This is a genomic window from Pseudomonas sp. NFX183 (genome assembly GCF_047943075.1).
Lineage (GTDB): Bacteria > Pseudomonadota > Gammaproteobacteria > Pseudomonadales > Pseudomonadaceae > Aquipseudomonas.
Window position 1 is genome coordinate 4884504 of sequence record NZ_CP181333.1, and the last position, 12952, is coordinate 4897455.

The following is a 12952-nucleotide window of genomic DNA, read 5'->3' on the forward strand; positions in this document are numbered from 1 at the left end:
TTAGCGTTGCCACTGGGCGCGTTTGAGCGACCAGACAAAGTCCAGTTTGTGATACCCGACAAAGTCGGAAGCCGGCAGTGCGGCGGTTGGGTAAACGATGCCGCCGTCTTGTTTGAGGGCGAAATTGAAGTAGCCCTTGGTCGGCGAATACGCGGCGGTGCCGTGGCAGGCGAAACACGACGACTGGTTCTGGAACGCCGATTCCAATTGGGAGTTGGCGAGCAGCGTGGGCGTGGTATTGGATTGCACGCCGATCAACTCGTATTGCGCCAGCGTCGGGTTGCTTGCCTGAAAACTTGTATTGACCGGTTGCGCCGCCGGGGTCGGCCCGGTGCTGTTGGTCATCGGCGTGGGCGGGATCGCGTTGGTCACGGTGTACTTGCTGTTGTTGCGGTTTTCGAAGGTGGTCCACACCCAGTCGGGGTTCAACTTGTTGATCACATGCAAGCCGCTCAACGCGGCATAGCCGACCACGTACTCACTGCCTTGCTGGTAGTAGGTCTGGGCGATGTAGTAGCCATCGTTGGTCAGTTGCTGCTGGTAGGTCGGGTTGTTGCCGATCCACAGCCAGGCGGCCTTCAGTTCCCAGGCCGTGGAGGGAAAGTTGAGGTCGCTGGTCAAGGCGGCCTGGCCATTCACGTTGTAAACCTTCTGTTGCACGATGTAGTTGAAGGTGTCCGGGCCCATCAGCAGCTGAAACCGCACCGCCTGGCCTTTCTGGGCTTGCGGCACCTGGCCGCCCATTTCCAGGATCAGCCCGTCCACCTGTTGCGTGGCGTTGAGGTTGTGAAACAGACGATTGACGTTCATGCCCATCGCCTGGGCTTGCGTCAGCACCGCGGCGGGCACGGGTGTGCGCTGGGCGTAGGGCAGGGGTTGCGTGCCATTGGCCAGGTAAACCTGGTCTGAAGGCTTCATGGTTTCCCAGGCCCGATCAGGGCTTTGTGCCGCAGCCGGTTGGTTGAGGCAGACAAACCAGTTCCAGGCCAGGGTCTCGGGGCTCTGGGTGAAGGTGGCTCGCGTCTTGTCGAGGTTGCCGCCAAACTGCAGAAAATTCGTGCAGTCGAAGGCCGTGCTTGCGCCTTGGGCCTGGGCCAATCCGGCCAGTGCACTCAGGACAGTGATAGATAAGGCTCGCCGCATGGAAGCTCCTTGGCATTGGCCAGTTCGAGGTGTGGGCGCCCCAGGAAATGTTCCAGGAGCAGTTGCTTGACTGCCGTCGCCGCAAGCTGCTGCGGTAACGCCAGGTCGCAATTGGTGATCAGCAATGGGCCGGTCTGTGCGCTGCTGGGCAGGCGGCCGTGGCTGCCACGCACCAGCGTGGTGTCCAGCGCGATCAAGTCCATGTAGTAGCGAAAGCCGAGCTTTTTTTGCAGCAGGCGGCGCGCCATTTTCAGTTTGGGGAAGCGAATTGCCGGGTCGATGAACAGCTCGACCGGGTCGTAGCCAGGCTTGCGGTGGATGTCCACGGTGCGCGCAAAGTCCGGCGCCTTGCGCTCATCCAGCCAGTAGTAGTAATCGAACCAGTAACCCGCGGCGGCCACGGCCACCAGCTCGCCGCTGCGCGAGTGATCGAGCTGCCAGGTGCGTTGCTCGGCTTTATCGAGCACCTGCTCGATACCGGGCTGGCGCTGCAGCAAGGCTTTGATCCGCGCAATGTCCTGTGCCTGCTTCACGTAGATGTGCGCAACCTGATGATCGGCCACCGCAAACGCCGCACTGGCGCCCGGGTCGAGCAATTCCCAGCTCAAGGATTGGCGCACCTGCAACAGGCCTTCGGCGCGCAGCACGCGGTTGATCGACACCGACTGCTCGACCGCTTCGATGCCGTACTCCGACAGCACCATCACCGCCGCCCCCTGCGCCTCGGCGAAGGCCAGCAGGCGCCCCACCTCGGCGTCGATGGCGCGCACTTCATCGGCAATCGAGGGGTGCTCAGGCCCCACGCGCTGCAAGCTGTAGTCGAGGTGAGGCAAGTAGATCAATTGCAGGTGAGGGCGATTGATCTGGAACTCGGCCATCGCGCAATCGACGATCCAGCGGCTTGATGCAATGCCCGCCGCCGGCCCCCAGAAGCCATGGAAAGGGAACTCGCCAATCTGCGCCTCGATCTGCTCATGCAGCCCGGGCGGTGACGAATACAGGCCGAACTGTTTGCGCCCATCGGCCGGGTAATGCGGGCGCGGGGTGATGGCGGCGTCTACGTCGGCGTACATGTTGTACCACCAGAACAACTGGCTGCAGCGAAAGCCCGGCAGCTCGCGCTTGAGCGTGTGCCAGACCTTTTCGCCCTGGATCAGCGCGTTGGGTTGCAGCCAGAAACGCACCTCGGCCTGATCGCGAAAGTACCAGCCATTGCCGACAATCCCGTGCTGCGACGGCGGTGCGCCGGTGAGGATCGAGGCCTGCACCGTCGAGGTCACGGCGGGGAACACCGGTTGCAGGTTGGCTATCTTGGCGGTCTTGAGCAGGGTGTTGATGTGCGGCGTCGCTTCGCCCAGCAGCGAGGGCGTCAGCCCGACCACATTGATCAGCAGCAGCGGTTGTTCAGAGGGCATCGGCGTACGCCTCCCGCACATGCAACAGATTGCGCTGGCGCAGTTGCTCTTCGACCCAGCGCAGTTCGGCGGCGATGCCGGCCAGTTGAGCGGCCTCGGTAGCGGGCCGCAATTCAACGGGCAGCACGCCCCAGCTGTAGGTTTCCACCTCCAGCACCGGGCGAAAATCGGTATGCGCCGCCAGGTAATCGAAGGTCTGCGCCAGGGCAACCTGGCTGCCGCTGAGTTCGGGCAACAACAGGTGGTCGCTGAACAGCGGGATGTGGAAGTGGATGCGCAGTTCGTCGAACCCGGTGCAGTCATTCAGGGCGGCAGGCAGGTCTGGCCAGGCCACTCGATGGCCCTGGGGCGTGAGCGCTTTCACCTGGTGCAAGTAGGTGAGTTCGGCGAAGCTGCTCAGGGTCTTCAGCACGTGTTCGCGCCGGCTGGCATCGTCCGATGGCAAGCGGCAAATCATCGCGTTGGACAGCTGGACCTTGCCCACCGGCACCCCGGCCGCGCGCAGCCGTTCCAGCGACTGGTAGCAGTCTTCGAACATCACCGCCTGGTGGCACACATCGAAGCACAACGCCAAGTAGGCATGGTTGGGGTCCATGGCGTGTCGGCGCTGGAAAAACGCGATGGCCTGCTCGGTGTTTTCCAGCACGCAGTCCGGTTCCATTTCCAGGCAGAACACGATTTTCTTGCCGGTTTGCCAATGCAGGTGGGCGAGTGCGGCGGTGAGTTGGCTCAGATGCTCGTCGGCGCGCGCCTGCAATGCCGGCGTCCAGGTGGCGGCATAGCCCAGCGGTACCGTGGAAATCACGCCGTGGCGGCAGTCGTTTGGCAAGGCATCGGCGAGGATGCGCGCCAGGTCCAGGCTGTAGGCCAGGCGTTGTGGGTCGGCCCAATTGGGCAGGTAGACGTCGGCTTTGACGGCGCCCTGATGAAATTCGCCATAGGGAAAACCGTTCAGCGAGGTCAGGCGCAAGCCGCTGTGCTTGAGCAATGCCAGGAACGGCACGCGCGCCGATTCCTGTTGCAGCTGCGCCGCCGCATGAGCGCAAATCCACAGGCCGCTGTCCTGTTGCCGCAGCCCGCGCAAACTGCGCACGCCTTCAAAGTGCTGCTTGATCGAGGCACGTAACCCGGCCAGGTCGCGGGTCGGGTGCACATTGCTGCAATACCCGAGTTGGGCGGCCGTCCAGCCGCTGCCGGCACTCATTTGACCACCGGTTCCTGGCCGCGCAGGGCGGAGTTTTCCTGCCATTGCTTGCGCTGGTCGATGGGCAGCGGCGTGCTCACCAGCGCCTTGTCGAGCTGGCCACTTTGGGCAAAAAAATCCACCGGGTTATGGAACAGCACCTGCTCCACCTGGGCTTCGCTGAAGCCTGCGGCCAACATCGCCTGGCCGGTCTTGGGCACTTTGAGTGGGTCGCTGATGCCCCAGTCTGCAGCGCTGTTGACCACCATTTTTTCGGTGCCGTATTCCTTGAGCAGCGCGACCATGCGCTGCTCCGACATCTTGGTGTTGGGGTAGATGGAATGGCCGCGCCAGCACTCGCTGTCGAGCACCAGCGGCAAGGTCAGTTCGTTGAGGTGGTCGATGATCACCAGGTGCTCGGCGATGCCTACTTCACGGATCACCGCGAGGGTGCGTTTGGTGCCGCCGATCTTGTCGCGGTGCGGCGTGTGCACCAGCACCGGCAGGTTGAATTGCTTGGCCAGCTCCAGCTGCGCAGCGAGAAAACGGTCCTCTTCAGGGGTGATGTCGTCGTAGCCAATTTCGCCCACTGCCACCACGCCGTCCTTGACCAGGTAGCGCGGCAGAATCTGCAGCACTTCATTGGCGATCGACAGGTCATTCGCTTCTTTGGGGTTCAGGCCGATGGTGCAGAAGTGATGAATGCCAAACATGCTCGCGCGAAAGCGTTCCCAGCCCAGCAGCGTGTCAAAGTAGTCGACAAAACTGCCGACACTGGTGCGCGCCTGGCCCTGCCAGAACGCCGGTTCGATCACGCCGGTGATGCCGGCGGCGGCCATGTTCTGGTAGTCGTCGGTGGTGCGGCTGACCATATGAATATGCGGATCGAAGTACTTGAGCATGGTGAATCCTCGTCAAGGGCAGGGGCGGCGTTGTGCGGTGTCAGGTCAGGCAGGCGCGCCATTGCGGCGGCAGGTTCAGGCTTCGCAGGCGCTGGTGTTGCGCCGGGCTGAGCAGGTCGAAGGCGATGACGGTGGGCAGCCCGGGGGACACGGTTCGCTCGGCCGCGAGCTGTTCATCGAGCAGGTCAAGGGCCAGCTGGTTGAGCGTGACGCCCTGGCGCTGCGTGAGGCCCATCAAGAGCCCGACGTCGAGGCCCATGCCGAGCGCTTTGAGTACCAACTGGTGAAAGGCGCGCTCCGGGTAATGGCGTGACGGGTAAGCCGTATCGAGGGCAAGGGCGGCAAATACCTGCGGGTTGCTGGTGCGCCCGGCCTGCAGGGCGAGCTCCACGCAAAGGCCGTCGCTGTCGAGCCAGTCGAGCGCACCCAGCAGGGCGATTTTTTCCTGGTCGTCACCCCACAGGAACAGCTGACGCAGCAACGGCACCTGCTCGGTGGCCGGGGTGTGTTCGAGTGCCTTGGCCGCCACCAGTGCACGTGCCAACTCGACGGCCGGCGCGGGCAGCAGACGCTTGCATTGGCCGCTCAACAACGCCGCCAGGGTGGCGCTGGGTTGCTGGGCAAGCTGCGCCTGCGCCTGCTGCCACCAATCCAGTTCGGCGGCGTTCAGTTGCTGGGTCAGGGCTTGAAGGTGTGCGGCGAGGCCATCCTGGCGCATGTTCATGTCGGCTTGATCCAGCGCTGAAAGTGGGGAAGCAGGAAAAACACCAGCACACACAACAGGCTGCCCAACGGTTGGTTGGCCACCGCCAGCACCAGCGCGTCGAACAGCGGCAGGGCGGCCAGGCCAGCGCCGATAAAGACACGCACCTGGCGTTGTTGCGGGTTGGCCAGGTGTTTCCAGTAATGCCAGCCCAACCAGCCGAGCCACAGCAGCAATACCGGCCAGAACCACAGCGTGTTGGAGTAGAACGCCAGGGCCAGTGGGCTGAGCATCAGCAGCAATGGCAAGCGGCTGATCAGCTGGTTGCGATGCTCCTGGCGCGCCAGGTAGGTCAGGCCGCTGATGTACACGCCGAGCAGCATCGCGCACAGCCAGATCGGCTCCGGCGGCACCGCCAGGCTGGCCGCTGCCGTGAGGTACAGCGCCGAGCGACAGGCGCCCATCAGCCACACGCTGTGGGCGTATTTCTTGTGCAGCAGGTTGTAGCCGACGATGCAGCCCACCAACAGCACCACGCTGCCAAGCAACCAATGCGGCTTGTCGATCAAGCGGCTCAGGCCCAGTACCGCTGCGGCGGCGAGTATCAGCAGCAGCGCCGTGGCCAGGCCGACTTGTTGCCGGCTGGCCAGGCCCAGGGGGATCGGACGCGGGTTGTGGTGTTGCCGATCCCAGTCGGCGTCAAGCCAGTCGTTCAACAGCATGCCGGCCAGGTACAGCAGCGACAGCGTGATCAGCAGCAACCCCCACACCAGCGACGACGGCGGTGCCAGGGCGCCGGCGCTGCTGGCGAGCAGGGCCGCAGCGAGGGTGTTGGTCCATACCGTGGGCAGGTTGGAGACGCGGCCCAGGGTCATCCAGGTTTTCATCGGGCTCATTGTGCGTAACCCTCGCCCAGCGTCAGCGCTGCTTCGCTTGCGGTCGACAACCGTTGCAGCGCGACCTCCATCGTCGCGCTGTCGATTTCATGCAGGTCCACCGACTGGCCGATGCGGTTGAGCATGGGGATCGACAGTTGCCCGCCCAGGTGCTGGCGGAACTCCTCAAGCCCCAGCAACAGCGGCGAGCGACCCTGCGCATCTTTCAAGGCAAGCTCCGGCGGGCACAGGTTGAAGCCCAGTTTGCGCAGCAGGCTCATCACACGCTCAGTGTCGGTATCGCTCAACAGCCCCAAGGCATTCGCATACAGCCCATCCAACGCCATGCCCACCGCGACTGCTTCGCCATGGCGCAGCCGGTGGTGGCTGAGGTTTTCCAATTTGTGCGCGGCCCAGTGGCCGTAATCCAGCGGCCGGCCGTTGCCGCGTTCGAATGGGTCGCCGGCGCCGGTGATGTGCGCCAGGTGCAGCTCGGCGCAGCGGCGAATCGCATGGCGGCTGGCCGGGTGATCAAAACGGGCGAGGGCATCGGCGTGTTGTTCCATCCACGCGAAGAACGCCTGGTCCTTGATCAGCGCCACCTTGACCGCTTCGGCCAGCCCGGCGATCTGGTCGCGGCGGGTGAGGCTGGTGAGCAGTTGGAAGTCGTTGATCACCGCCGTGGCAGGGTAGAAGGCACCCAGCAGGTTCTTCTGGCCGAAGGCATTGATGCCGTTTTTCACGCCGATGCCGGCGTCGTTCTGGGCCAGCACCGTGCTGGGGATACGGATCAGGCGAATGCCACGGTGGAAGGTGGCGCAGGCGTAGCCCACCGCATCCAGGACCGCGCCGCCGCCCAGGGCCAGCACGTAGCAATGCCGGTCCAGCCCGTGTTGCAGCATGTCGGTGTAGAGCTGCTCCAGCACGCGTGAGGTTTTGCTCAGTTCACCCGCCGGCACGGCAATGGGGGCGGTTTGCAAATGCAGGTCTGCATGGGCGGCGAAATAGGCGTCGATTTGCGCCAGCAACTGTGGCGCGCTGTGCAGCAGTTGCGCATCGGCGAACACCATCACCGTCACCGGCGCCTCGTGCTGGGTGACGAGCGCGCGGTGCAGGCACGGGTTGAGCGGATCAAACACGTGATCGGTGAACATCACCGGGTAGTCGTAACTGACCTCGAACCGTCCGCGCAGCGGCTGCTGCCCATCGGGTTTGCGTTTGAGCAGGCTGTAACCGGCCATAAACGCCAGCGGCAACACCATGCTGGCGAGGAGGGTGACCAGCAGCGAGTTCTGCTCGATCAGCAACGTGCCGATGGCGGTGTAAGCCAGTGCCAGTCCGGCATTGGCCAGGGTGGTGATCAGCAAGAATGCGCGCAGCGGGTAGCGTTGCATGCCGGCGGCCACCACCGAGGTTTCCGCCAGCACCGGCACGCCGCGCAGGCAAATCAGCGACAACGTGCCCAGCCGATACGCCAACTGCCCAGGCTGGCGCTGAGGCAAGCCAAGGCGGCCGGACAGCAAGCGCAAATAGCCGGCGCCAAGCGCATAGCCCAACCCGGCGCCCAGGCACAGCCCAATGAAAATCACCAGGTAACCGCCAAGGCTGCCGAGCATGGCCACCGCCAGCAACGCCACCAGGCTTGACGGCACTGGCAACACCACATCGAGGGCGAGCAGGGCGAGCAGCAGCAGTGCCAGGTTGAATGCCTGGGCAGGCGTCGAAGGTTGGTACAGGTTGAGGTGAATCAGGAAGTCCTGGATCTGTTGTTCAAACAACAGGAAGCTGGCGATCACCAGCACAGCAAAGCCTATCAACGACAGCCAAAAATGTTCGGCTGGCCCCTTTTTCGAGAACGCACGGTACCACCGGCTGCGCTTCATCAAAGCATCCCTTTTGAGAGTTAAGACTAAGTTCCGTGTCAGTATTAAGCGCTGTTTTCAGAGCAATAGAGTTCCTCGCCCGTCGGGCTGGTTGTGTGCGTAATGGCTGATGGCTTTCACGGTATTCATGAACGTAGCCGGTTGTGGTTTTTTTGCAAGTTTGCGCCGCAAGGAGTTTAAAACCGGCAGGTTGGCGAGGTTTACACAGCGATATTTATCTACGTTTTACAAGTAGTTGTATGGCTTTTTTTAAAGCGTCAAGAACCCGTTGTTGCAGGCGTTGGCAAGTAGCAAGTTCAATACAAGGTCTTAATGTTGGTTATTTGTATTATTGCCGCTGGCTATAAGTCGTTCGGCACTAAGTGCTTGTCGAGAATGGTTCCGCTTAAGTCGTCTGCATAAGTGTGTTACTTACCCATGAACCGAAAACCGCCGGACAACTTATCCTTTAGATAGCCAACTAATGTACTGACCGATTTAGGTACATGGGGCGAGTACGGTCGAATCAGGTAAATCTCATCGGCAAACGCGCCCTTAAGCGTCCAGCCCTTGAGCACCTGCACCAACTTGCCATCGGCCAGTGCGGCCTGCGCGCTGAAATCCGGGAGCAGGGCGATACCCAGGTGGTTCACCGCCGAGTCGCGCAGCGCTTCACTGTTATTGGTCGAAAAACTCCCTGCGATCGGCACAGTCACCCGTTCAACCTGTTTGCCGCCGCGTTCAAAGGTCCACGCCGGCTGGTCGGTGCCCCGCGGGTAGTACAGGCAGTTATGCGCGGTGAGGTCGCCAGGTTCGCGCGGTTCGCCGTGCTGTTGCAGGTACTCGCGCGTGGCGACCAGCACCGAGCCGGTGTCGCACAGCTTCCACGCCACATGGGTTTCCGGCACCTGGAAGCCGTGCCGTACCGCCAGGTCGTAGCCTTCGGCCGCCAGCGAACTCAAGGCATCCGAGACGTCCAGCTGGATGCGCACCTGCGGGTAAAGCTGCAGGAACTCGGACAGGTGCGGCACCAGCTGCTGGCGGGCAAACGCCACCGGCGCGGTGAGGCGCACCAGGCCGCGAATTTCCCCGGCAGCGTCGCGCACCGACGAGAAACTACGGGCGATGTGCGCATAGGCGCTGCGCACTTCGCGGGTCAGTGACAGGCCCGCATCGGTCAGCCGCACGCTGCGCGTGGTGCGGGTGACCAGCCGGGTGCCGGTGGCTTTCTCCAGGTCTGAAATGCGCTGGCTGACGGCGGACTTGCTCACGCCCAGGCGCGCGGCGGCGGCGGTGTAGGTGCCTTGCTCCTCAAGCACCGACAACCAATGAATGTGGGTCCACAGCCCTTCGATCTCAGCCTTTTCCATGATTCTATTGTTCGCTTATGAGGACAATAAGTTCTGGATTCTGCTCTGGTTCGGAACAAACTGAAAGCCTATCGTGGGCTCCAACGTTACCGACCTGGGACCAATTGCCATGAGCACCATCGAGCATTACATCAACGACCAGCGCGTTTCCCGCGATGATCGCTATCAGGACGTTTACAACCCGGCCACCGGTGAGGTGACCGCTCGCGTGGCCTTGGCCAGCCGCCAGACCGTGGGCGAGGCTGTCGCCGCCGCCCAGGCCGCCTTCGCCGGTTGGGCCGACACCCCGCCGATCCGCCGTGCCCGCGTACTGTTCCAATACCTGCACCTGCTGCGTGAACGCAAAGACGACCTGGCGCGCATCATCGTCGCCGAACACGGCAAGGTGTTCACCGACGCCCAGGGCGAAGTCGACCGGGGCATCGACATCCTCGAGTTCGCGTGCGGCATTCCCAACCTGCTCAAGGGCGAACATTCCGACCAGGTGTCGCGTGGCATGGACAACTGGACGATGCGCCAGCCTTTGGGCGTGGTGGCCGGCGTGACGCCATTCAACTTCCCGGTGATGGTGCCGATGTGGATGTACCCGATCGCCATCGCGGCGGGCAACACCTTCATCCTCAAGCCCAGCCCGACCGACCCGAGCGCGTCGCTGTTCATGGCTGAGTTGCTGCGCGAAGCCGGCCTGCCCAAGGGCGTATTCAACGTGGTGCAGGGCGACAAGGAAGCGGTGGATGCCCTGCTCGAACACCCGGACGTCAAGGCCGTGAGCTTTGTCGGCTCCACGCCGATTGCGCAATACATCTATGAAACCGGCGCGCGCAACGGCAAGCGCGTGCAAGGCCTGGGCGGCGCGAAAAACCACATGGTGGTGATGCCCGATGCGGACATCGAAAAAACCGTCGACGCGCTGATGGGCGCCGCCTACGGCAGTGCCGGCGAGCGCTGCATGGCGATATCGGTGGCGGTGCTGGTGGGTGATGTGGGCGATAAAGTCATCGCTGCCTTGACCGAGCGCGCGAAGACATTGCGCATCACCGACGGCCGCGATTTGAAAGCCGAGATGGGCCCGATCGTCTCGCGTGCCGCACTGGAACGCATCAGCGGCTACATCGAACAAGGCGTGCAGGCCGGCGCGCAACTGCTGCTCGATGGCCGTGACTACGTGCCCACCGAACCCGGCCTGGAAAACGGCTTCTGGCTCGGCGCCACCTTGTTCGACCACGTGACGAAAGACATGAGCATCTACCGCGAAGAAATCTTCGGCCCGGTGCTGGCCTGCGTGCGCGTGAATGACTTCGGCGAGGCGATCAAGCTGGTCAACGACCACGAGTTCGGTAACGGCGTCAGCTGCTTTACCCGCGACGGCAACATTGCTCGCGAGTTTGCACGGCGTATCGAAGTGGGCATGGTCGGCATCAACGTGCCGATCCCGGTGCCGATGGCCTGGCACGGCTTTGGTGGCTGGAAGAAGAGCTTGTTTGGCGACATGCATGCCTACGGCACTGAAGGCGTGCGCTTCTACACCAAGCAGAAGTCGATCATGCAGCGCTGGTCGGAGAGCATCGAGCAGGGCGCGGAGTTTGCGATGCCGGTGTCCAAGTAACGCAAGATCACCGTAGATCTACTGTGGGAGCTGGCTTGCCTGCGATGGCGGTGTATCAGTAAAAGATCTTCTGACTGACACACCGCCATCGCAGGCAAGCCAGCTCCCACAGTTTTTAACGGGCGGGGTTCAGGCACTCGATAGAGCGGTCGACCGTGGTCCTGGCCATCTCCAGCAAATGCCACACCGCCAGAATCTTCGCCCGCTCGGGGTTTGGCAGCAGCTCGCTGCAATTGAGGGTGGTGGCCGACGCGCTGTCGAGCAGGCTCTCGGTGTAGAGCAGGGCGTCTTCGAAGCTCAAGTCTTCGATGGGAACACCCTGGGCAGGCAGGTAATGGTCGATGGCGCGGTTGAATGCGGCGCGGGCCTTGGCTGAACTGAGGGGTGGGTCGGGGACGACTTTATTCATGGTGTAACTCCTATTGAACAAGGAAGCTACCGCCAACGCTGCTAAACGAGGGTGGCAGCTGTACGCGGGTTAGCAGACCGGTCAATAGGAAAACCAGCGCACCCGAAGGTGCCCCACGCACAGCCACCATAAAAGCAGAAGTGAACCGTGTGCCTATTGAAGTCAGGCTGCTAAACCCGGTCGCTGAAATGCAGCGACGGACCGCAGACTAGCCACCGATTCCAACAGGCACAAGGCGGCAGGGATTGTCTAGGAAACGTCCTGCGATTAAAAGCGACGCGCCTTGCTGGCCTTTTAAAAACCAGAAAAAAAGCCATTTCCTACTCATTGGTGGTGCTCGTGGGTTGACCGCGTACTGAATGTCTACTACTGTATATAAACGCAGTGTTTAAGCGCTGATCAGCCAAAACCGGCATTACCAGCCATGCCGAACAATGTGTGCAAGTTAACGGATTAACTTGAATGCACAGGCTCGCACTGTCGAGCCGCTTTTTATGAAAGAGAGGGAACTCATGTCGTATCCAGAAAGCAAGCTCATCGGCTTGACCGGTTTCGCCCTTGCGGCAAAAGTCACTGGTGGTTGGGCGGGCCAGGTGGTCAGTATCACCACGCTGGACCAACTCAAGGCCAATATTGGCGACACCACCCCGCGGGTGCTGGTGATCAACAGTAATATCTCGGCGTCGAGCCTGACCAAAGTGAACATGGGCGCCAACAAGACCCTGATCGGCTCCTTCCAGAACCGTACGCTGGAGAACATCCACCTGCGTGCCACGGCGCAGTCGCAGAATATTATTCTGCAGAACATTATCTTCAAGCATTCGGCAAGTATTAAGGCCAATGACGATATCCAGGTGTACCTGAACTACGGCAGTAAATACTGGATCGACCATTGCTCTTTTGTCGGCCACACCTGGTCCACCACGGACGGCAGTGAAGATAAACTGGTATATATCGGCGAAAAGGCCGACTACGCCACCATCAGCAACTGCTTTTTTGGCAACCACAAATACGGCTTGATCTTCGGCCACCCAGCCGATGACAACAACGCAGCTTTCAATGGTTACCCGCGTCTTACGCTGTGCCATAACCGCTTCGACAACATGGAAGTGCGCGCGCCGGGTTTGATGCGTTACGGTTATTTTCACGTGTATAACAACTACGTGAATAACTTTCACCTGGGTTTTACCCTGGCGCAAAACGCCAATATCCTTTCTGAAAGTAATTACTTCGGCGAGGGCAGCCAGAATAACGGCATGTTGGACGATAAAGGCACTGGTACGTTCACCGACATCAACAGTGTGCCCAGCATCACCAACCAGAAGTCGCCTAACGCCCAGTGGACAGCGCGTTCCAACTATAACTACACCTTGAAAACCGCAGCACAGGCCAAGGATTTCACGCAAAAGAACGCTGGGGCTCAGGCGGTAGCGCTGGTGTTTGGTAGTTGAGCAGCTCGCTGTCTATTGATCGATCACTTATGA

At 61.5% G+C, this 12952-nt stretch carries 11 protein-coding genes; 2 read left to right on the forward strand and 9 right to left on the reverse strand.

Annotated features, from left to right (window positions below; all coding sequences use genetic code 11):
- From ACM530_RS22980 to ACM530_RS23015, 8 genes are all read right to left on the reverse strand, one after another.
- Positions 1-1143, reverse strand: coding sequence for a hypothetical protein (locus ACM530_RS22980; protein ID WP_416363229.1), 1143 nt, complete (start codon positions 1141-1143; stop codon positions 1-3).
- Entirely contained in the window at positions 1113-2558 is a 1446-nt protein-coding gene (locus ACM530_RS22985; protein ID WP_416363230.1) for an alkaline phosphatase family protein, read from the reverse strand. The genes ACM530_RS22980 and ACM530_RS22985 overlap by 31 nt, the downstream gene beginning before the upstream one ends.
- Positions 2548-3762 (reverse strand): metabolite traffic protein EboE, encoded by a 1215-nt coding sequence (gene eboE / locus ACM530_RS22990; RefSeq protein WP_416363231.1) that lies wholly within the window; start codon positions 3760-3762, stop codon positions 2548-2550. Before eboE ends, ACM530_RS22985 begins: the two co-directional genes overlap by 11 nt.
- Positions 3759-4643 carry a TatD family hydrolase gene (locus tag ACM530_RS22995; RefSeq protein WP_145164796.1) on the reverse strand — a complete coding sequence of 295 codons (885 nt, stop codon included), beginning with the start codon at positions 4641-4643 and terminating at the stop codon, positions 3759-3761. Before ACM530_RS22995 ends, eboE begins: the two co-directional genes overlap by 4 nt.
- A gap of 40 nt (positions 4644-4683) precedes the next feature.
- A complete protein-coding gene (locus tag ACM530_RS23000) occupies positions 4684-5367 on the reverse strand; it encodes an EboA domain-containing protein (RefSeq protein ID WP_416363232.1) in 684 nt (227 codons plus the stop codon).
- The gene (locus ACM530_RS23005) at positions 5364-6233 is read right to left on the reverse strand and encodes a UbiA family prenyltransferase (protein ID WP_416365114.1); all 870 of its coding nucleotides are present in this window, start codon (positions 6231-6233) and stop codon (positions 5364-5366) included. The genes ACM530_RS23000 and ACM530_RS23005 overlap by 4 nt, the downstream gene beginning before the upstream one ends.
- A gap of 5 nt (positions 6234-6238) precedes the next feature.
- Positions 6239-8104: a 3-dehydroquinate synthase gene (locus ACM530_RS23010; protein WP_416363233.1), complete on the reverse strand. Its 1866-nt coding sequence runs from the start codon at positions 8102-8104 to the stop codon at positions 6239-6241.
- A gap of 407 nt (positions 8105-8511) precedes the next feature.
- Positions 8512-9453 carry a LysR family transcriptional regulator gene (locus tag ACM530_RS23015; RefSeq protein WP_416363234.1) on the reverse strand — a complete coding sequence of 314 codons (942 nt, stop codon included), beginning with the start codon at positions 9451-9453 and terminating at the stop codon, positions 8512-8514.
- A 109-nt stretch (positions 9454-9562) separates the two neighbouring features.
- Here ACM530_RS23015 and ACM530_RS23020 point away from each other — a divergent pair, with 109 nt between their 5' ends.
- A complete protein-coding gene (locus tag ACM530_RS23020; protein ID WP_416363235.1) occupies positions 9563-11059 on the forward strand; it encodes a CoA-acylating methylmalonate-semialdehyde dehydrogenase in 1497 nt (498 codons plus the stop codon).
- 115 nt (positions 11060-11174) lie between these two features.
- Here the strand turns inward: ACM530_RS23020 and ACM530_RS23025 are convergent, their stop codons facing one another.
- Entirely contained in the window at positions 11175-11468 is a 294-nt protein-coding gene (locus ACM530_RS23025; RefSeq protein WP_416363236.1) for a DUF6124 family protein, read from the reverse strand.
- A gap of 512 nt (positions 11469-11980) precedes the next feature.
- Between ACM530_RS23025 and ACM530_RS23030 the strand changes: the two genes are divergently transcribed.
- A complete protein-coding gene (locus tag ACM530_RS23030; RefSeq protein ID WP_416363237.1) occupies positions 11981-12919 on the forward strand; it encodes a pectate lyase in 939 nt (312 codons plus the stop codon).
- Positions 12920-12952: the final 33 nt, after the last annotated feature.